Origin of the sequence: Lysinibacillus sphaericus OT4b.31, from assembly GCF_000392615.1 — a bacterium.
Classification (GTDB): Bacteria; Bacillota; Bacilli; order Bacillales_A; family Planococcaceae; genus Lysinibacillus; species Lysinibacillus sphaericus_B.
Map to the genome: position 1 here is coordinate 2834917 of NZ_KB933398.1, position 21893 is coordinate 2856809.

A 21893-nucleotide genomic window follows, 5' to 3' on the forward strand; every position below is an offset into this window, starting at 1 on the left:
GTACACGCGTTTAATAGCTCACTCCGAGGGGATGTCGGATCTAGTTGTATCGCCGGCTTCCAGCACGACCGGCTCTCTGGTAGATACAGGACTCTAGACCCTTTAACCTCATCAACGTTTTAACATATATATATTTTCAGTTAAATCTTCATGACGCCGCCAGTAGAGGCGCTTGTGACTAATTTCGAATATCTCGCTAACCAGCCACGTTTGATTTTCGGTTCAAATACTGGCAATCTTTCAAGACGCTCAGCTAATACTTCCTCTGAAACTTCTAAATTAATTGTACGATTTGGTAAATCAATTGTAATAATGTCACCATTCTCTACTAAAGCGATTGGACCGCCTTCTGCTGCTTCTGGTGAAATATGACCAATTGAAATACCGCGAGATGCACCTGAGAAACGTCCGTCTGTAATCAGTGCAACCTTGGTTCCTAAACCACGACCTTGAATAGCAGACGTTGGTGCAAGCATTTCAGGCATCCCTGGGCCACCTTTAGGTCCTTCATAGCGAATGACGACTACATGGCCTTCCTTAACTGTGCCATTATCAATGTTTTCCTGCGCTGCCTCTTGTGAATCAAAGACAATTGCTTCACCCTTAAACACTTTAATAGAAGGATCTACAGCACCTACTTTGATAACAGAGCCATTTGGTGCAATATTACCGAATAACACCGATAAGCCACCGACAGGACTATAAGGATTGTCTTTCGTACGAATAACTTGATCATTAGTAATCTGATAATCTTTTACAAGTTCCCCCATCGTTACACCTGCAACAGTTGGACGATTTGGATGAATTGCACCAGGAATAGATACTAATTCGTTTATGATGGCACTAACACCACCAGCTTTATTAATATCATCCATTGACACATCCGAAGCGGGCATAATTTTCGCTAAATACGGTACACGCTCTGCAACTTTATTTATATCTTCAATGTTATAGTCGATTTCCGCTTCATTTGCGATGGCAAGTGTATGAAGGACTGTGTTTGTAGAACCGCCCATTGCCATATCAAGTGCAAATGCATCATCGATTGCTTCTTTTGTAATAATGTCACGTGGCTTAATGTCCTCATTCACCATACGGACTAATTGTTTAGCAGCTTCTTTAATGAGCTTATGGCGCTCATCGGATGTTGCTACGATTGTGCCGTTACCTGGAAGCGCTACTCCTAGCATTTCCATCAAGCAGTTCATAGAGTTCGCAGTGAACATTCCCGAACATGATCCGCATGTCGGACACGCGTTGTTTTCAATATCTAACAGCTCTTCCGATGACATTTTGCCTGATTTATGAGCTCCGACACCTTCAAAAACGGATGTTAGTGAAAGTTGTTTACCTGTGGCAGATGTCCCCGCCTCCATTGGACCTCCTGATACGAAAATTGAAGGTACATTTGTACGAACCGCCGCCATTAACATTCCTGGTGTGATTTTGTCACAGTTTGGAATGTAAAATACGCCATCAAACCAGTGTGCATTAATAACTGTCTCAGCAGAATCTGCGATAATTTCACGACTTGGTAAAGAATAACGCATACCAATATGTCCCATTGCAATCCCATCATCTACACCAATTGTATTAAATTCGAATGGAATTCCACCCGCTTCGATTATGGCTTCCTTGACAACATCAGCAAACGTACGTAAATGAACGTGACCTGGAATAATGTCGATATAAGAGTTACAAACCCCAATGAATGGTTTGCCTAAATCTTTTGCTTTTACTTTGCCTGTTGCATATAAAAGACTTCGATGTGGCGCACGATCTACGCCTACTTTAATCATGTCACTTCTCATTTTAAACGCCCCTCATTTATTGCTATGTTCGTTGCTATATACAAAATGTTCTGTCTATTTTGTTTTTGTGTATAAGTTAATTGCTGTAAATGCAACTAACTACTGTAACGAACGTATTAAATTGTTGTTATCATAGTACGAATAAGAGGGTCTCGTCAACAGTATTTTTTGAATTGTTTAAACAATTCAAATACTCCGTAAAATTTGAAATCGTTTTCATGCTGATTAAGCATCACTTTTATCTCGCTTTGATAAATATTTTGACATTTCGTTCAAATTTAAATTTTTTTATAATAAGCAATATTTACATAGTTCCACTCTTTAAAAATGATAATAGTCTTTAGCTATTTTCGTAGACGATCCCGCTACTCCATGCAGAATATTTCTAATGCAATAAGTACAAAGATTTTACAAAATGAATAATTTTTTTAAGTAACCTGTGAAAAAGACATCATCCGGATCGTACTGCGCTCGAACTTTTAAAAACTTTTCGATATCTGGATACAATTCGTGCACATATTCAGCAGTCAAATGACTTTGTTTCCCCCAATGCGGCCGTCCATTATATTTTTGCATCATTGTATGCACCCACTTAAAATAAGGCTCTTCTGACATCCCTTTATACATGTGAAAAGCAATAAATGCAGATTCTTGCCTTTGCGTTGGACTTAAATAACCTGCTTCACCTGCTGTCGTACGACATTCTAAAGGAAAATGTACGTTTAAATGGCCTTTTTTAAAGGTCGCATGGATTTCTTCCATACATTCTTCAAATTGTATTATGGGAATGGCGTATTCACTTTCCTGAAACTTGACACTACGAGGAGAAGGATAAATTTCATAACAAATCCCAATTTTTTCACCCTCAACGACATTTGCTGCCGCTAATCTACTCATCGCACCACTTAATGCAGGCTTCCATTTGCACAGCTCAGACATAGCAAAAAACGCACCATTTTCAACTATTTGAAGCTTTAAAGTTTCCACACGCTTACTCCATTCAGATTGATAGACAGGTGCCACAGCATTCATACGCTTGACTTGAATCGTTTCACTGTTAGGGAAATAAAACCACTCAACATGCCTATGCTGACGAATATCCTCACTAAATGTCGCGAGCCCATTTGCTAATGTTTCCCGTGTTCCTACATAATGTAAACTATAGAGAGGCATCACTTTTATCGTTACTTTTACAAGTACACCAAGCATACCGAGTGATACATGTATTGCCTGAGATAATTCATCCGCTCCCCTTATATGCTCTCTGTAAATACCGGTACCATCTACAAAACCCCATGTTGTCACTGTTGATGATAAAGAACCTAATGTAACACCAGTTCCGTGTGTGCCGGTAGATACCGCACCGGCAATTGTTTGCTCTTGAATATCGCCCATGTTCATTAAAGCAAAGCCATGTTTCGCAAGCAGTGGGCCCATTTCATATAAATATGTTCCAGCCCAAAATGTTGCCTCTTGCCTTTTTGAATCGACAGCAATTAGACCGCGCATGTTATGTAAAGAAAGTGCAATATGCTCCGGCATCGCAACAGCGCTAAAAGAATGAGCCGCCCCTGTTACACGAATTGTTTTCTTCGTATCACGTGCATGACTTACCACGTTTACAACTTCTTCAATAGATCGAGGTAAATACATCTCACTTGGATAAGAAATCATATTGCCAGCCCAATTTGTCCACTTTTCACCATTTTTCCATTTGTCTATAGAAAACATTGGCCATCCCCCCTGTATGTTGCATAAGTTCCGATATACTTGTCCTCTCTTATTAAGTGCAATACTTGAAATCTTTCACAAAGCTCACCGGCCTTGGCATGTCGAAAATACATTGTGTCCCCTATATTGACTGTTTTCCCTTTTACCTTCACGGGCGTTTGAACTTCTCCTGCACCTTCTAAGCTAAGAAATGAAAAATAGTTGGGTTCATAAAACGTTGGCAATCGGTCCCCTGCCATTGCACCAGACGCCGTATATCCACCACCATGACAAACCACAATGTTTTTCTCAGGCTTTCTAGTTACTCTCAGTGCAAACCCAGCTGCCTTTGAGAGCTGTAAATGTGTAAACTGATCAAAAAGAGCTGGCGCATAAAATGCTGAACCAACCGTAATTTCCGTCACCTCTTTTTGTTGAGCAGTATAAGTCATACTGCCTGAACCACCACCATTAACAAAATATAGATGAGGAAAATAAGCTTTTATATGAGCGATGGCCAGTCTACGAAACTGGGTTACTTGCTTTTTAGCTTGTATCTGCATTGTTTCAATTAATCTTCCTTTCACAGCATTTGCTGGTCGATTACCAACACCGGCAATTTGAGCCTCATAGCCCATAGCTCCTACAACTTCAATAAATGATTGATTTTTTATAAATTGTAAAAATGGTGTTAAGGACTCAAGTGAATGAAGAGATGAACGTTTCGTACCAAAGTAAAGGACTTTAAAATCATTCGATAAATTAATATCAATACAAACCTTCACTTGTACGTCAAGCTCTGCTCCTAGTTTCTCCAAAAATGCTACATGCTCTTGTTTATCCACCATGAATGTGACCGTTTTCCCTTCTTTCACAAACTGTAACAATTGACGAACCGCTAGTTCCTCCATCACTGGATAGCCAAGCAATAAATCATCAAAATGATGCTCTAGTAAAAAAATCGTTTCTGCCGCTGTGAACGTCATTAAACCTACAGTATTTGAGAGGTTCTGCTGTAAATAACTTAGCACCTCTAGCGAACGAATCGATTTGGTCGCAATGCGAATTTTTTTCTGTCCACAAGCTTGCTGCACTGCCGCTATATTGTCATCGAGTGCATCTAAGTCCAGCCAGGCAAATGGACATTCTAGTTCGCGAAATGCACGTTCAAATCTCATTGTCATCCTATCACCCCTTCATATGTTCTGTGTATTTGACATTTTCAAAAAAATTCCTTTTAATGAAAAAACATTTTTGTCTAGACAACAAAAAACAACCGTGGACTACGACGAAATTGCCTTCACGGTTGTTTTAGTATTGGACGAGCATTAAACTCACCTTTCTATTATATTTTTACGAGACTACGATACGAATAAAAATTCTACTGCCAAGTTTAACATTACTAGCATATGCAAAGATGCAATTAGCAAACCTTGACGATCTAAACGTTTCATAACAGTCATATTCATAAATATCACCTCGCCTTTTTTTCACATTATACGCCCACACAAATCAATTTTCAAACTATTCTTAACATTAAAATATAACTATTTTTCTGACAAACCGACCCAAATATGGCATGATAAAAATAAATTTATACTTTTTAGGGGTGTGAAATAATTGAAAAAAGCATTGCTTGTTATCGATTATACGTATGATTTTGTAGCAACTGATGGAAAACTAACATGTGGCCAACCTGGGCAAGCTTTAGACGCAAAGATTTCCTCATTAATTGAACAATTTCTTGTAGAAAATGACTTGGTTGTTTTTGCTAATGACCTACATGAAGAAAATGATCCTTTTCATCCTGAAACTAAACTTTTCCCCCCACATAATATTCGTGGTACTAATGGTCGCCACTTATATGGCCAAGTTGGGGAAGTCTATAATGCGCATAAAGAAGAAGTACTTTGGCTTGATAAAACGCGCTATAGTGCCTTTGCAGGTACAAATTTAGCGCTTACATTAAAAGAACGTGGCATTGAAGAAGTGCATTTAGTGGGTGTTTGTACAGATATTTGTATTTTGCACACTGCTGTTGATGCTTATAATCTTGGTATTTCGACAGTTGTTTATGCGCACGGTGTTGCAAGTTTTGATGCAGCCGGTCACGACTGGGCATTACGTCATTTTGAACAGACATTAGGTGCAAAAGTCATTCAATAAATCATTAAATGGAATGAACGCCGTTTATTTACTGTAATGTAAGAAAACTAAAATCAAAAAAGCAGCTTATTTATGTTTATTATTCTCCAGAAAGGATATAACTAAGTAATCGCCATTTTATATCTTAAATTTTGAGGAGATGAATAATTATGATAAGTTTCATTTGGTTTTTAATCATCGGAGGAATATTAGGTTGGTTAGCTGGCGTCATTTTAGGTAAAGATGTACCTGGCGGCATTATTGGTAATATTATTGCAGGTATTGTCGGTTCTTGGATTGGTAGTATGGTTCTTGGTAACTGGGGTTGGAAAGTCAGCGATTTCTACGTGTTCCCAGCTTTAATCGGTGCGATTGTCCTTATCTTTATCGTAAGCATGATTTTAAAAACTATGCGTAAAGCAACATAAATATGAATAAAAAGAGCCATCTTTATTGGATGGCTCTTTCAGACTGTAAACAAATTCAAAAAATTGAGTTCGTTTACAGTATTTTTTTTCAAATAGGAGTATCTATATGACGCCGTTGATTTCCGCTACGGCGGACGCTTTTCGCGGGATGGCTTCAGTCTCCTTGTCGTTACGCTCCTGCGGCCTTTTCGCTCATGCAATTCCCATAGAAGTCGCAGCCTGCGCTCCAATCAACTAGTGTCATTTATAAATGATGGAGGTGATGGATGGGATGACAAAAAATAGTAATAGTGAACGAAATCCAAGTGACATGAAACAAATCTATGTGCCATGAATTTGAGGAAGCTAGCTAATTGGACATGGCAAAGTCCAAAAATGGTGGAAAATAGTTGCTCGTAACGTACTACTGTCGTTAATAGGGGCAATTTGGTACGAATATTTCTCATAAAAAATTTCAAAAGGTATTCGGCATGTGAATCATTCCGAATACCTTTTGTCGTCAATCTGGCTGTCTAAAGAGCCCTTCAAACAGAGCATGTTGTTTTTATTTTTAGGACAGCCATCTTTATTTTTTTGTATTTATAAGTACCGCAGCTTTTAATTCATCATGATAATCATTATACACTTTGTAATAATGCAAAACATTTTCTACATATTCGTCGCTATGATTATAATTAAACACAGCACGTTTTAAGTCACCTTTAGCTGCACCGTACTTTGATAAATAATTGGCGGCACTATACACAGCATCTTCAATATCATACGGGTCTGCTACACCATCCCCATTCGCATCTACCCCGTATCCACCGTACTTTTGGATTGCAGCCGGATTCATTAGTTCAGACTTGGTAATTTCTCCTTTGCCCAATCCCGAACATGTTGGATGTTTCCATCCAACAAAGGTACAAGGCATAAACTGCATGTGCCCTTCTGCCCCGGCTGGAGAAACAAGGGATTTCATGGAGGAAAATCGCGTTTCGATGCGATGATGCGCCGCCAACAATGTCCAAGGCACACCATATTTCTCCTCGGCCGCTATATATACGGGAATATATTGCTCTGGAATTTTTATATCAAAATTTTGTTGTATTTCTTCTATCGCCTTCTGCTGTGCAAGCTTTTCAAAAATCGGGAATGTTTGTAGTTCCTTCCATGCAAAAAAAGCGAGAACATACACTGTTATAGCAATTGGAATTAATAATGCAATCATGCCCATTTTCACAGCTGGTGATAGCAATTGTTTTTTCTGTTTTTTTTTCGCCATATGTCACACCTAATCATTCATTGTCTTCTTCTATATTACCAAATTTACCGTTTATATGTAGGCAATTTTCAGCTATTTTCTTTTCACTACTATTATGGTTGAATAGATAGAGAGAAATATAGTAAAATACAATTTGATTGTTTTTGATTGGATAAATACAGGAGGAATCATTTTATGTGGAAAGACTTTAAGGAATTTGCTATGAAAGGCAATATTGTCGATTTAGCAGTGGCAGTCGTTATTGGTGGTGCCTTCGGTAAAATTGTTACCTCCTTAGTAGAAAATATCATTATGCCATTAGTTGGTGTACTAACAGGTGGCGTTGATTTAACTAAGAGCTTTGTTTATGGCTCAGGTGAAGCGCAAATTCAATTGGGTGTGTTTTTACAGTCGATTATCGACTTTTTAATTATCGCTTTTGCGATTTTCTTAGCACTAAGAATCATGACGAAGCTTTCTAATAAAAAAGAAGAGGCTGTTGTGGAAGAGCCCATTCCAGCACTTGATGCAAAAGAGGAACTGTTAAAAGAAATTCGCGATTTACTTAAAAAAGAACAATTGTAAAGTGGGAAGCAATTGCTTCATATCTGTAGACAAAATTTGAGTGCACCCAAATTGTTAGAAACCTATCTAACAATTTGGGTGCTATTCTTATAGCTAAATTCACTTTACAGTGAAAAGGCAAGCAATTAATCACTCTTTTAAATGGTAATGATTCTTTCCGAACAATTGCTTCTACTTATTATGTACATCATGAAACTGTATCCAATTCATGGTGAAAAGCTTTTTATTTTTCTCTATTATATTTTTTCTAGATATCCTACTAAATGTCCCCCCATCGAACCTAACCATGTTCTGACAGCAAAATAATTAAACACCTACTATTCCTACATGATTTTACCACAATAATCTATCAAATTTTCTGAAATCATCTTGTCCTACCGAAGTTTACATGTTAAATTGGTAACAATTATAGAGAATACTATATACGTAATCTAATTATCCAATAAGAACCTGGGTCCATTGGTGATACGTGGACCCTTTCTATATTATGATAAAGAAAAGAGTGACGACATGACAAACAACAGAAGTATTGAAACAAAACTTGTACAACTAGGAAATTTAAGTGACCCAACAACAGGTGCTGTAAGTCCCCCAATCCATTTATCGACAGCTTACAAACATACAGGTATCGGTGAATCTACAGGTTTTGACTATGCACGTACTAAAAACCCAACACGTGCCATTTTAGAAGCAGGTATAGCTGATTTAGAAGGCGGCGACATGGGCTTTGCTTGTAGCTCGGGCATGGCGGCCATACAACTAGTACTTTCCCTTTTCAAACCTGGTGAGGAATTAGTAGTACCTGATGATCTATATGGAGGTACATATCGTCTTTTTAACTTTTTTAAAGAAACATACAATATTAAACCTGTTTATTCAAAATTCGAATCTGTTGAACAGGTAGAGGCTTTGATGAATGAACATACACGTGCTATTTTCATTGAAACACCAACAAATCCACTCATGCAGGAATTTGATTTGAAAACGTATGCTGAGCTGGCACATAAGCATGGCGCTTGGTTAATCGTTGATAACACATTTTACACACCCTATTTCCAACGACCAATTGAATTAGGGGCAGATATTGTACTACATTCAGCAACTAAATATATCGGTGGCCATAATGACGTGCTGGCTGGTCTTGTTGTAGCAAAAGGGGCTGAGTTATCTGAACGTATAGGTTTTATTCATAATGGTAGCGGTATGGTACTCGGAGCAATGGATTCCTGGTTACTTATTCGTGGCTTAAAAACAATGCATCTTCGCTTAAAACAGCATGATGCTAATGCCAAAGCCATTGCAGCTTATTTAGAGGAAGAAGAACTGGTGACTGATGTACTTTATACAGGTAAAGGGGGTATGTTGTCATTCCGACTGCAAAAGGCTGAATGGATTGATCTGTTCCTACGTAATATTAAATTAATTACCTTCGCTGAAAGCCTTGGCGGTGTAGAAAGTTTTATTACATACCCAGCAACTCAAACACATGCGGATATGCCGTACGAGGAGCGTGTTGAACGTGGCGTTTGTGACCGTTTACTTCGTTTTTCAGTTGGCATCGAAGAAGCTGAGGACTTAATTGCGGATTTGAAACAAGTATTTGAAATCCTTCGAAAAGAGGCTTGAAAATGACACAACATATCGAAACAGCGCTTATCCATGCAGGTGTGCGTGATGGTTATGACAATAAAAAAGGTGCGGTGAATGTACCTATGTATGTCTCATCTACATTTCACCAAGAAAGTATCGATGAGTTCGGCGAATACGACTATGCTCGTTCTGGTAATCCCACACGTGATGCTTTAGAAAAAGCAGTCGCAGAGCTTGAGGGTGGCGTTCGCGCGCATGCCTTCGCCTCTGGTATTGCAGCAGTTTCTGCAGCGTTAATGTTATTATCACAAGGTGATCACATTGTTATGACTGAGGACGTTTATGGTGGTACATATCGCTTCGTGTCAAAGGTGTTACCGCGTTTCGGCATTACGCATTCCTTTGTTGATTTTACGGATTTAGCAGCGGTGGAGGCAGCCATTACACCTGCAACGAAGCTATTATATATGGAAACACCATCGAATCCGACACTGGGCATAACAGATATTCGCGGTGTAGTCGCTCTAGCGAAACAGCATAAATGTTTAACCTTTTTAGATAATACGTTTATGACTCCTTTACACCAGCGACCACTTGATTTAGGTGTAGACGTTGTCATTCATAGTGCAACGAAGTTTTTATCGGGACACTCAGATATTATCGCTGGCTTAACAGTCACTGCCGACGAACAGCTTGGCAAGGACTTATACTTTATTCAAAATTCATTTGGTAATATTTTAGGGGTACAGGATTCCTTTACTCTACTACAAAATATGAAAACAACCGATGTACGATTTAGTCGTTCGAGTGACTCCGCACAGAAGATTGCCGCATTTTTAGATGCTAACCCACTAGTCGAACAAGTTTACTATCCAGGACTTGCAACGCATCCTGGCTATGACATTCACCAGAGCCAATGTACAAGTGCAGGTGCTGTCTTATCGTTCCGTCTGCCAAATTATGATGCGGCAAAGGCACTTGTAGAGGCGATGAAAATCCCTGTATTCGCAGTATCTCTTGGTGGAGTTGAATCCATTCTTTCCTATCCAGCTAAAATGAGTCATGCAGCAATGGAACCTGAAGAACGGGCAAAACGTGGCATTACAGAAGGCCTATTACGTTTTTCAGTTGGTCTTGAACATGTCGATGATTTAATCGCCGACTTTGCACAAGCATTAGAAATTGCCGCCGCTAAGGCATTATAATCACCGCATCTCTATGTTGAGATGCGGTCAGACTGTCAACAAAATGCCCCGAGAGTTTTACCTCTCGGGGTATTTTGTCGTTTTTGAAGGTAAGATATTCGTAATCGCAGATGTTTTATAAGCAGCACGAGCTGTCGTTGCATGGAAAGAGTAGCCGATACATGTTGATTTGAGTGGAAGGCGCAACACTCCTGCAGGAACAGCACGTGCGAAAAATCCATTTCTGCGGCGACCGGCCGCAAAAATTAGTTGGAGCCGTGCCTGCGAAAAGGGTGCGCCTGGAACGGACATCAAGCAAATATGTGATTATAAATTTTCTATGCTTGAAAGGTCCTGTAACCAATTTTCAATCGTCACATTAAAAAAAGCTGGTTTTGCTAATGAAATACCATGGCCAATATCGGCAACGAGCATCCCTTTACACTGCCTGTTACTATTCACCAAATCCATCATGGATTTTTTCATCATAGATTTTTCTTGTTCACCCACCATAACTAGCATAGAGGTCTGTACATCTTTAAAGTTTTCAGGTATTGTAAATGACAAATTTTCTTCTAGTATACGCGTCAATGTCTCTTGGCGCATTTGGCAACTCTCTTCATAATATTGTTCGAATTTTTGTGAAGGAATAGACAGGGTCTTCGCTTGAATTTTTGAAAATGCCCTCATTGCTATTAGTGGTGAAGTCATTTTCATCGTTGGTCTGATCCATTTTGTCATCAACGACATTGGTCTTACTAAAGCACTAGTAATAACAGCATAATCAACCAAGTTAGGTCTCATGCTTAATAACTGCACAAGTATTTGAGCACCCAGTGAAAAGCCAACAACAATTATTTTCCGATTTCCAGAGAGGCTTTCAAGTTGCTTAATCGTTTTTTCCGCTGCATCTTCTATTGAAAAGTATGTATCTTTGGTATTCCTGCCATGCCCTGGTAAGTCAGGTACGACACAATAATAATGTGAAGCAAAATGTTGAATTTGCTTTTCCCACATCCATCCACTTACTCCACCTCCATGTAAAAACAGCATAAGTGGAGCTGATTTATCACCATATTCTTCAAAATATACAGTCAAATTTTCTCCTCCTATTTAAGTTGTACTGATTTACAACTCGATTACTAATTACGAAAAAAATCCCCCTTTTTAATCTGTTTCAGACAATTAAAGAAGGGATATAAATATTAGTTTTTCACACTTTCTAATACACGATACACATAATCCCCATGCCCATTAGCTAGCGTCACATCATGCTCTTCCTCTATCCAATAAAACGTAAATTCCAAGCCTGCCCCGTTGACTCCTGTGGGACAATGTTGCCATGTATCACGCTGCTCATTCGTCGTTAAATGGTAAAAATAGCGTTTTTGTAAAGCGCCCGAATAATGATTGTAATAGTCTTGTGCAATTAATTCTTTCACCTCTAAATACGTCAAGCCAGTCTCTTCAAACATCTCTCGAGCTACTGCCTCAAGCGGTGTTTCCCCTTCCTCTACAGTGCCTTTAGGAATTTGAATACTTGCTCCGTTCGTATTTTGTTCAAATACAAGCACTTGCAGCCGTCCCTCACGCTCTCTTGTAATATAGCCAAATGCCTTTTCTAATACTTGCATGAGATCATCCCTTCCACATAGTTTTAAGTTACAATTTTAAAAAACTTTGGAATTGCAGGTGAAAAGTATTGACATTAATTATACGATAGATGCAAGAGGACGACATCTTTTTTGTGCAAGAAATTGCCAAGAGTAGCTGGTATGATACATACGAGGGAATTATTCCAAAGCAGTTACAGGATCGTTTTTTACAAACAGCTTATAGTAAAGAAACACTAATAAAACGACTCCAAAAAAGCCCCTTTTTAGTTGCTGAACTCGGTGAGTCACTAGTCGGCTTTGCAAACTTTTCAAATACTAGCGATGGACAAGCTGAACTATATGCTATTTATCTTTCTCCAAATTTGCAACGTAAAGGTATCGGTACTGCTCTACTAGAGAAAGGCATTCAACAGTTAGAGGGAGCAACTAATCTCACAGTCTGTGTAGAAAAAGACAATACAATTGCCATGCGCTTTTATCAGGCAATCGGCTTCCAATTTATAGAAGAATTTGATGATTTGTTTGATGGACATATGTTAAAGACAGTTCGCATGGCGTTATCATTGTCTAAATGAAAATAGCGGAGTGAACTACGACTCCGCAGAAATATAAAGTAACATCTTTTCAAAACAAGCAACATTGCGATGCTGCAATACCTATTTTCCCATTTACTTATTGAGAGGAACTTCGATTTGCTTGGATTGAATCACTAGTGCTGTTAATCCTGTGTCACTCCCTGAAGCATGTGATTGCCCAGTTTGCCAAAGAACACCTTCACCATTCGATAATGCTATCTTCTTTCTATCTTGGTTCACCATGAATAACAACGAATAACTGCGAAACAGGCGCTTCATGATGCCCGACAACGCCACCTAGCTCTATGTAAATCAAACCAATATTAGTAGGCTCTTCAGTTTATTACCAATAAATTCAAATAAATCTAACATTTAATTGGTGATTATTAATTTTTTGGATTAAATAAAAAAGCCCGGAAATATTTTCCGGACTCGATGACACTTAATTCACTAGCATGATTAAAACTGTCGGGCTTTCGCTTCACTTCTCAAGATACGGTTATGCAGAGTAATCTCCGTTTCACCATTTACTTGAGATTTTGAATGCTTAATCCTTGACCAGTTGCGGTGGATTTTTTGAGATTTGGGGTCTAATTGTTCAGGCCTACTCATTTTACATCCTCCTCATCATTATAGACTTCATAAGTGAAATCTGTATTATGATGACCACTTCATACAATGATTATACATGGTTATGAAAAATCGTTTACGACATCGCCACAATAGCGTAAAAAGAACGTACATTATGCAATAAAGTGTTTCCCTTTGTTAGTAGACTACTTTTTTTGTAATAGAATATTAACAATCGTTTCAAGTTGAAGTTCTAAAGAGTACGGATCTTCCATCACAAACTCATCATCAAATTGACCGTACATATAAACATTGTCATTTTTTACGGCTGAAGCTCCCTTCCAAATAGCGCTGTTTAAAATTTCCTCCGAATCTTCTTTAGAATTCACATAAACAAATACATGATCCCCCAGATAATCAGGCAATACCTCAAGAGAGATATTTTCAAACCCTTCCTTCATATTTAAAGCTTGTTCTGTAGGAGGGAGTTTCAACATCTGATAAATCGTTGTACTGCCATAGTTACCTCCTTCAGCAGCTAACACATATATACCTGTGGAGCTTAGTTGAACTACGGATACCGTTTCTCCTTCTTTAATGATACCTTCAATTTGTTTTCGAGCATCCTCAACCTTTTGTTTATATTCATTTATCCACTGATCTGCTTCCTGCTCTTTCCCGAATATTTCACTAATTCTTTTGAACTTTTCTAATGGTCCTGCAGTAGACAAACCTTCCCAATACGGTAAAAACACCGTTGTGCTAATTTTTTCGTATTGTTCTATATTTTCTTCTATTGAGCCAATAATTAAATCCGGTTCTAACGAAATCAATTTTTCTGGATTCATCGGAAAGCCACCTAGATTTTCAATTTTAGCAAGCGTCTCTTTGTGAATCCCTGATTTTTCAATCCATCCTTCACTCAACATGCCTTCTCGCACACCTATAGGAATAATCCCCAGTTTTAATAGCTGTCCCATATATTGATCTGCTGCTACACGCTGTGGTTCTGCTGGTACTTCTACATCACCTTTCATTGTAGATACAGTTCGTGTCTTCGCTTGTTGTGTACTTTCTTGGCCACTATTTGATTGTGTTTCCACATTATTTGTCGATGATTGCGAGCCTCCATTGGTATTCGTAGCGCCAGAACATGCGCCTAGCAGCAATGACAGACACATAAACAACGTCATTGCTTTTAATTTCATGTTTTTGTACTTAGACATTTCCATTTCTCCTTTGTATTGATAATGATTTTCAATTTCATCATCAATATACCATTGAAATTTATGCGGGAGAATAGCATATCTTCTTCCCAATAAGGGCAAATCTTCATTTTGATGCCTTTGTTTCCATTGCGTTTTAAATTGTACAGGAGATACACCCTTATGGCGTTTAAAACTGCGACTCAATGAATGTCCATCAAGATAGCCCACACTTTCAGCTATGTCCTGCAAAGTTGCATCAGTCTGTAACAGTAGTTTTGCCGCTTTGTTTACTCGGATTCCACCCAAATATTGAATTGGACTTGTATGCATTTTTTCTTTAAACAACTTCGATAAATAGCCGATACTACACGCAAGTTCCCTCGCTATGGATTCTAGTGTAATGGGCTTACTGTAATTTTCTTCTATATATCGAACAGCCTGTTCTACTAAATCAGACTTGAACGGTTCAATTCCTTGTACATGCATTTGTCGTAACAGTTCATAAACAAATTGATAGAACAATGACTTGATATGCAATTTTTCCAATTCATTGTTATTTGATTGGGGCCAATCATTAATGATTTGCTCCATCGTATCAAATAGAGAAAGCGGATAAAGTGGTGCAAAAGCGTATTGATATTGGAAAGGATTATTATTATCCAATAATGCTAAAATTTCTTGACGATAGGGCAACGGGAGTGTTGCTTTATATAAAATCATACAGTATTCAAAATTTCTCTCAGCAATGATGTCTAAGGACACTCCTTTGCCTCCGTGAAGAACATGAAATTGTTTAGCTATATGTATATTGCTATCCATCCGCACTTGGGCACTACCTCGCATTGTGTACAGGAAAGCACTTGCTGGTAAACGATAGGCACGTAAATCCTCCCCTTGCCCCATAACCGTATAACGTACATCCATTATTTTTATGTAAGCGTGATTCCACAGTAATAGATGATCACTTAGTTTCATCGAGTTCATGCACTCCTTCTGACCTAAACCATTGTTATCCATATATTTTAACAGAAATTCACCTAATTGATAATCGTTCTCAAATAAAAAATGAAAATATATTTGAATTTCTTCAACATTCGAAATAAGTAGTATTACTATATAGCGGCGATGAAATGGAGTTCTTCTAAAATCATTTCCAAGAAAAAAGCCCAGAAAAATCTCTGGGCTTGTTGTCATTTATAAAATGTCAGTCTTTTATCGAAGCAATGCTAGCAATTTTTTCAAGTTGCACCACCAACATTATATCCAACTGCTAACGCTCTGCAATTTTACCAGCACTATCATACACTCTAAGCTGATTTCGACCACTTTCTTTTGCGACATAAAGGGCTTGGTCGGCTTTATCAATCATTTCATAAAGTGTTGATATATCCCTAGATGAAGTATATTCAGCAATGCCAATACTTACTGTCATTTCAATCAATTGGTCAGCCATTTTGTATGGATGTTCTTCAACATTTTTTCTTATTTTTTCCGCTATTTTCTTAGAACTTTCTAAGGATGTAGCTGGTGACAAGATGACAAATTCTTCTCCCCCGTATCTGGTTACAATATCTATACTTCGTACAGATTCGGTAATTATTTTAGCAACATGCTTTAACACCTCATCACCAATTAGATGTCCATAAGTATCATTTACCTTTTTGAAAAAATCGATATCAATGGCTATACAGGAACAATGATTTTCTTTTTTGACACATTCGTGAAATACATGCTCCCCATGCTCAATCAGATAACGACGATTATATAACTTCGTCAGCTGGCAAGTGATAGATAGTTCCCTCAGTAAAATTGTATCTTCTTCTACTTTTGCGCTCATTTCATTGAAGGACGCACAAAGCTCCTGAAACTCTTTAGCATAAGGTGCCAACTGTTGTTCATTAATTTTATAATCGTAGTGTCCTTGTTTCACTTGTACAACTCCTTTAAGCAGTTGTTGAATCGGCTCCTCGATACTACTATTAATAAGCAGCATGATTTTAATGGTGAAAAAAGTGCCCAATACAATACAGATTGCTAACAGCGCGAATCTTTTTACCAATGGCATATACGTTTCCAGCACTTTGACTTCTGAAATAATGTACCATGTCCCTTGATTAATCGGCTTGTTTTTAGCCAAAACCCATTCGCCCTTAGTGTCTTTGTAGATATTGAGCGCTTGTGTAGAATAATCCTGAACAGTCGCAAGAATATGCTCATCAATCAAATAATTTTGCGTTAACACATCTAGATTTTGGTCATTTGCTAACTTTTTTTTGTTATTGGATTCGAATTCCGTAAGCAATGTCCCATCTTGATTGACGATATATGCATGCCCCAAAATTCCAACTCTTGATTCATGTAATAACTGATCGATTGTTTTTAAATTAACGGTTCCAAAAACAACACCATTAAATTGATGTTTCTCATCCAGGATAGGTGAAGCAAAAGCAATAATTGGTTGCTTGGTTACTTTACTAATTAGAATATCCGTTATATATTGCTGTTTCTTTTCCTTAGCGATTTGAAAATACTTCCGATCATTCACATCAACGCCTACACCATTTTTACGATACTCGGTAACTGTATCAAATTGTACAATACCTTCTTTATTGACAAAGATTAAATCAGCAAAATCTGATTGCTCTTTAAACTCTTGAAAAAAAGACCGGGATATTTCATATTTATAACCTCTCACAAAATCTAAATTGGCAATGGTATGAATATCTCTTGATCGCTCCGTTAACCAGCTTTCAAAAAAATAGGTTTGGGCGTCTAAATAATTAGTCATCTCTTCATTCTGATGTTTAATGGTTTGCTGATATTCGATAAAAAGAGTAGGAATAAAAATAAATAAACTAATGATAAAAGTAATAAAAATGTGTCCTCTACGAAGTTGACTTTTTATCGTATTGTGCCATTGAAATTTTTTAAAAATTTGCAAGCCTTTCCCTCCATAAAAAACTAACCATATATAACAAAATTATTAAAAATTTTTAATTCATTTATTAAAAATACCACAACCTAATGATTGTGGCAGTGAGAAAGTTAATAGTCCGTCATTTTTATTGCAGTAAAATTTGCAGGATTGTCATAAATATGGCTAATACTAAAGGTACTATTTTTAATAAAGTAAATCCGACTGAAGATGTGCAGATTGGCTCCAAAGGGTCTTTCGTGGGATAAGCTAAATATTGAATGAAGCGCTGCCAACGACTTTTCTTAAAATTGATTAGTTGATTTGGTATTACCACTTCATATTGATCTAAGCTGGTTGTTAATTGGGGGTCTTTGTGAAATTCATCATTTAGCATCGAAATCCTCCTTTAGTTCCTCTTTTAAAAACTTCATGGCATTATGTAGCCTCGATTTAACCGTACCTATTGGAATAGATAATATCATCGCGATATCATGCTGGGGTAAATCATGATGCACATCCTGATTATCGAAGAAGGTCTGTTGGGCACCAATATAGATGCAGTACGTTCTCTGCTCCTTGAGCTTACGAACGCAAAAATAGCATGCTCAGACTATGGTATCTAAGCATGCTTCTTCTTTACTCTTTACTTACTTAAAACGATACTCCATTTGCTTATACGAAAGTGCAAACCGTGAGACCAATCAATACGACGAGATTCCCCTAATTATAACCACTCCGTAAGCGTGAAATTTCACAACTAGTCACTGACAATAAATCTGTGAATAGCTGGTAGTAAATCCTGATGTAGTGGCAATGCTGGATTTGCATACGTCGCTAAATTGCCCTCGCGATCTGCTGGTGCCGTTTTCAAGACGTGATTCATCCCCTCAACAGATAACAGTTCAGCGTCCTTTTTTCCATTCTTTAATGCTTCAGCATCTGTCCCTTTCACTTGAATATCAGTTGTTCCTTGAATAATTAAAACTCGGCTATTGAGTTTTTGAAGTTCACTAATTGGATTATATTTTAACCAAGACATCATGTACGGTTGCACAGAAGGTCTAAACAAAGCTTGTAGCTCTGGAGAAACATTTTCTACGAGCAAACCTTTTTTTAACGAACTAAGAATATTCGTTGTTTCTTTCATTAATGCTGGCGTTAACTGACCTGCTAATTGCTCTTCTAATATTTCATCAATCGGTCTACCTGCCCCTGCAATTGATACGAAAGACTCTACACTTGTTTTTTGTGCCGCGAGCATGCCAATAAGAGAGCCCTCACTATGTCCAATAATGTGAACGCTAGAATAGGCTTTATCTGCTAAAAGGGTATTAATCACTTGCACAGCATCGTCTACGTATTGATCGATTGACACATCCTCTTCCTTTGTCAACAAGGACAGATTATCACCAATACCACGTTTATCGTATCGAACAGTAGCAACACCTTCGTTCGCTAATCCTTCGGCAAGCATTTTTAAACTATTATTTTTACCAGCAATCGCTGAATTACCATCCTTATCTGTTGGACCAGAACCTGCTAAAATAAGCACTACTGGTGACGGCTTCTTACTAGTCTTTTGAAGCGCCACTGTTAAATCACCATTATTAACAGGGACTGTGATTGTCTCGTAAGATACGGGCTGTTCTTCATATGGTTTTAATAAAAGTGTAAATTTCCCACCATTTTGATTGAAAGTAGCTTCGATTTGCTGTCCCTTTAATGCACCATCAATTTTAATAGCTGAGCCATTTAAGTTGATGGAGACACTTACCTGATTACCATCATACTTCACGCTTTTAAATGGATAATTACTTAAACCTTGCGCTGGCACGGAAAACGAACCATCGTTTTTTTGTAAGTCCACAATAATTGCTAGCGGACCGTTTGGAATCTCGATATCACCTGCCCATTTCCCTATTAACTGTTCATTCATGTCATTGACCTCCTCTGTCTTATCGACATGAGTTTCCTTTTCTTTTTGCGTACAGGCAACTAATAATAATGCGATAAAGCATACTACTAAAAGTTTTTTCATAACATTTCCTCCCTTATATAAAAATGATTAATAATATAGGTAACAATGTAAGAAGTATAATGACGAAACTCCATTTATTCCCAAGATTAACTGTCCAGCCAATACCAAATTTTTTTTGTATAAGTAGCGCTGGATCATCCTTATTTATGTAAAAAATACCCCACTTCCAGTACAGATCATCCCCTGGGACCGTTTCATTTGTATTAATCGTATCAAAACGCTCATTACTTTTTCTGATTCGCCAAATAAAGAGCAGTAGCCCGCTAAATGTTAACATCATGAAACCGATAAAAAGAGGGAAAAAATAAGAGGCTGTTTCGTTTTGCAAAATGATTGTTGTATACTGTAAAACAACCAACAAAATGGTAACACCTAAATTAATAGCTGCTAAATACCAACTTCCATATTTTCTCTGATGACGTTCTCGATTAGCTGATGCTTCCTTTTCCTGTGCACTTAATTGTATCTTGGCACCTTTCATACCTATACCCAATAGTAAATACGTAAGTTGCATACCAAGCAAAAGAAGTGGTAACTCAATGACAGAAATCCAAGTCTTCTCTGTCCAACCGTCTATCTCCCCCTGGGCATTCCAATGTGTAGCGAATACATCAGGAATTGTAGCGTAATGCATATATGTATACGTTATTAGTGCTAACGTAATTATAATTGGTACTGTATAGAAAATTGGTAGTAAGGTCTCATCTTGTGCTCGCAACGAAACATCCATAACATGCACAGTCTTTACATGACCCTCCCAATCCTCTTTTTGCTTCAACTTCTTCGTTCTGGCATGATAGACCATATACAATAGTGATGATAATATCAGCATCATATAAAGCAGGATGAATGATATAAAAATCCATGTTCCTTCTGAGATAGATGTAAAAAGTAATATGATTTGTAGTAACGTAAAAACGCCACCAAGACTTCCCAACCACTTACTATATTGCTTTTTGAATTTTAGTAGTTGGTGATGTTGTACAAAAGGTTCTGGAATGAAAACACCAAACACTGCCGTTTTTCTTGTGAAATAAGGTGTCATGGCTTGTAAGATTGTCAAAAAGATAAAAATAGCTAATTCAAAACGCATCGAATCCCTACTTCCATTGTTTTAAAATGCGATTGAAAAGCGTCGTGATTTGATCTTTTTCAAGACCACGTGCATAGGCCTCTGCTACAATGGGCTTTAACGCTTTTTCTATTTCACCTTCCTCTATCTCCCGCTGTTGTCCACCTATAATGATAGCCTTTGCTTTTGGCTTTAATGCAATGAGCCCTTTGACTTCAAGCTCATGGTAACTTTTACTAACTGTACTAACGTTAATGCCTAAATCTGCAGCCATTGTTCGAACAGAAGGCAATGTATCACCATTTTTCAGCTCCCCCATGGCAATTAACTCAATCAGCTGATTCGCCAATTGTTTATATAGCTGTAATTCACTGCTTGTATCTAAATGAATGTGCATCATTTCCCCTCCCATCTGTATTGCATTATACCAAACAGAATCTGTCGTACATAGAGTAATACAGTTTTACACGTAAAGTCAAATAAATTTGGAAAAACATAAAAAAGACCCAGAATCATTCTGGGTCCGAGGACACTTATTACCTCTAGTTGATTGTTACTGTTCGGCTTCTGCTTCAGACCTCAAGATATAGCAAGACAGAGTAAGCTCTGTGTTACCAATTCATTGAGTTTTTTGAAGCTCCACCTTATACAGCTGTGGCGGACTTTCCTGAGATTCTTTGTCTACTGGTGTTGGACTACTCATTCTGCATCCTCCTCATCACAATAGATGAATAAGTGTAACCTTTAACAGTATGAGCGCTATTTATTGAAGTCATACACGTTATTCACAATTTTTTTATTTCAGTATTTGGTTAAACTTTTATCGCATTATAATGTGGATTTACTGGTTTAGCGATTTATCTCCGTTTAGCATTGTATCGATCACCTTAAACCAAAACAGCACATAGTTCTACGCCTCGTGCTATTAACACTACTATTTTACCATTAGTTGCTTTTCTTGAAAAACTTGCTGTGCTATCGTAAGTGCATTTTGCACACGTGGAAAGCCAATGTATGGCACTAATTGCAACAGTGCTTCCACAATCTCTATTGGTGTTAAACCTGCATGTAAGCCTCTTGTAATATGTGTTTTTGTTTGTGGTGTAGCACCTTGTGTAACAACTGCAGTTATCACGACAAGTGCACGTTTTTTTGCATCTAGCCCTGGTCGTGAATAGATATCACCATAGGCAAAAATCAA

General features: G+C 37.8%; 21 protein-coding genes and 1 pseudogene. 6 read left to right on the forward strand and 16 right to left on the reverse strand.

The window, feature by feature from the left end:
• Positions 1–140: 140 nt before the first annotated feature.
• The 3 genes from ilvD to H131_RS13015 form a co-directional block, all read right to left on the reverse strand.
• Positions 141–1811: a dihydroxy-acid dehydratase gene (gene ilvD, locus H131_RS13005; RefSeq protein ID WP_010859620.1), complete on the reverse strand. Its 1671-nt coding sequence runs from the start codon at positions 1809–1811 to the stop codon at positions 141–143.
• Positions 1812–2219: 408 nt separating this feature from the next.
• Positions 2220–3542, reverse strand: a complete 1323-nt coding sequence (locus H131_RS13010; RefSeq protein WP_010859621.1) for a D-arabinono-1,4-lactone oxidase — start codon at positions 3540–3542, stop codon at positions 2220–2222.
• Positions 3530–4705 carry an amino acid deaminase/aldolase gene (locus H131_RS13015; protein WP_010859622.1) on the reverse strand — a complete coding sequence of 392 codons (1176 nt, stop codon included), beginning with the start codon at positions 4703–4705 and terminating at the stop codon, positions 3530–3532. Before H131_RS13015 ends, H131_RS13010 begins: the two co-directional genes overlap by 13 nt.
• 436 nt (positions 4706–5141) lie before the next feature.
• Between H131_RS13015 and H131_RS13020 the strand changes: the two genes are divergently transcribed.
• On the forward strand, positions 5142–5687 hold the full coding sequence (locus H131_RS13020) for a cysteine hydrolase family protein (protein WP_010859623.1): 546 nt from the start codon (positions 5142–5144) through the stop codon (positions 5685–5687).
• A gap of 149 nt (positions 5688–5836) precedes the next feature.
• A complete protein-coding gene (locus H131_RS13025; RefSeq protein ID WP_010859624.1) occupies positions 5837–6094 on the forward strand; it encodes a GlsB/YeaQ/YmgE family stress response membrane protein in 258 nt (85 codons plus the stop codon).
• Positions 6095–6659: 565 nt separating this feature from the next.
• On the opposite strand, the gene H131_RS13030 is transcribed toward H131_RS13025, so the two are convergent.
• Positions 6660–7358, reverse strand: a complete 699-nt coding sequence (locus tag H131_RS13030) for a lytic transglycosylase domain-containing protein (protein WP_010859625.1) — start codon at positions 7356–7358, stop codon at positions 6660–6662.
• Between the two features lie 174 nt (positions 7359–7532).
• Here H131_RS13030 and mscL point away from each other — a divergent pair, with 174 nt between their 5' ends.
• The 3 genes from mscL (at position 7533) to H131_RS13045 (ending at position 10717) form a co-directional block, all read left to right on the forward strand.
• Positions 7533–7922 (forward strand): large conductance mechanosensitive channel protein MscL, encoded by a 390-nt coding sequence (mscL, locus tag H131_RS13035; RefSeq protein ID WP_010859626.1) that lies wholly within the window; start codon positions 7533–7535, stop codon positions 7920–7922.
• A gap of 510 nt (positions 7923–8432) precedes the next feature.
• Positions 8433–9548, forward strand: coding sequence for a methionine biosynthesis PLP-dependent protein (locus H131_RS13040; protein WP_010859627.1), 1116 nt, complete (start codon positions 8433–8435; stop codon positions 9546–9548).
• A 2-nt stretch (positions 9549–9550) separates the two neighbouring features.
• On the forward strand, positions 9551–10717 hold the full coding sequence (locus H131_RS13045) for an aminotransferase class I/II-fold pyridoxal phosphate-dependent enzyme (RefSeq protein ID WP_010859628.1): 1167 nt from the start codon (positions 9551–9553) through the stop codon (positions 10715–10717).
• Positions 10718–11023: 306 nt separating this feature from the next.
• On the opposite strand, the gene H131_RS13050 is transcribed toward H131_RS13045, so the two are convergent.
• Positions 11024–11794, reverse strand: a complete 771-nt coding sequence (locus tag H131_RS13050) for an alpha/beta fold hydrolase (RefSeq protein WP_010859629.1) — start codon at positions 11792–11794, stop codon at positions 11024–11026.
• A gap of 107 nt (positions 11795–11901) precedes the next feature.
• A complete protein-coding gene (locus tag H131_RS13055) occupies positions 11902–12330 on the reverse strand; it encodes an NUDIX hydrolase (RefSeq protein ID WP_010859630.1) in 429 nt (142 codons plus the stop codon).
• 113 nt (positions 12331–12443) lie between these two features.
• On the opposite strand from H131_RS13055, the gene H131_RS13060 reads away from it, so the two are divergent.
• Complete coding sequence (locus H131_RS13060) at positions 12444–12887, forward strand: GNAT family N-acetyltransferase (protein WP_010859631.1); 444 nt, start codon at positions 12444–12446, stop codon at positions 12885–12887.
• A 93-nt stretch (positions 12888–12980) separates the two neighbouring features.
• Here the strand turns inward: H131_RS13060 and H131_RS13065 are convergent, their stop codons facing one another.
• The 10 genes and pseudogenes from H131_RS13065 to H131_RS13100 form a co-directional block, all read right to left on the reverse strand.
• Positions 12981–13166 (reverse strand): hypothetical protein, encoded by a 186-nt coding sequence (locus H131_RS13065; protein WP_010859632.1) that lies wholly within the window; start codon positions 13164–13166, stop codon positions 12981–12983.
• 180 nt (positions 13167–13346) lie between these two features.
• Positions 13347–13499, reverse strand: a complete 153-nt coding sequence (locus H131_RS23760) for a YpzG family protein (protein WP_010859633.1) — start codon at positions 13497–13499, stop codon at positions 13347–13349.
• A gap of 164 nt (positions 13500–13663) precedes the next feature.
• On the reverse strand, positions 13664–15640 hold the full coding sequence (locus H131_RS13070; RefSeq protein ID WP_010859634.1) for an AraC family transcriptional regulator: 1977 nt from the start codon (positions 15638–15640) through the stop codon (positions 13664–13666).
• A gap of 295 nt (positions 15641–15935) precedes the next feature.
• Positions 15936–17606, reverse strand: coding sequence for a sensor domain-containing diguanylate cyclase (locus H131_RS13075; RefSeq protein WP_010859635.1), 1671 nt, complete (start codon positions 17604–17606; stop codon positions 15936–15938).
• Between the two features lie 121 nt (positions 17607–17727).
• Entirely contained in the window at positions 17728–17976 is a 249-nt protein-coding gene (locus H131_RS13080; protein WP_010859636.1) for a hypothetical protein, read from the reverse strand.
• Positions 17966–18094: pseudogene (locus tag H131_RS25435) on the reverse strand (sigma factor-like helix-turn-helix DNA-binding protein); the annotation flags it as partial. The pseudogene H131_RS25435 and the gene H131_RS13080, both read right to left, overlap by 11 nt.
• Before the next feature lie 245 nt (positions 18095–18339).
• Positions 18340–19620, reverse strand: coding sequence for an alpha/beta hydrolase (locus H131_RS13085; RefSeq protein WP_010859638.1), 1281 nt, complete (start codon positions 19618–19620; stop codon positions 18340–18342).
• Positions 19621–19633: 13 nt separating this feature from the next.
• On the reverse strand, positions 19634–20713 hold the full coding sequence (locus H131_RS13090; RefSeq protein WP_010859639.1) for a DUF1648 domain-containing protein: 1080 nt from the start codon (positions 20711–20713) through the stop codon (positions 19634–19636).
• A 7-nt stretch (positions 20714–20720) separates the two neighbouring features.
• The gene (locus H131_RS13095) at positions 20721–21089 is read right to left on the reverse strand and encodes a GntR family transcriptional regulator (RefSeq protein WP_010859640.1); all 369 of its coding nucleotides are present in this window, start codon (positions 21087–21089) and stop codon (positions 20721–20723) included.
• 537 nt (positions 21090–21626) lie between these two features.
• Entirely contained in the window at positions 21627–21893 is a 267-nt protein-coding gene (locus H131_RS13100) for a carboxymuconolactone decarboxylase family protein (protein ID WP_010859641.1), read from the reverse strand.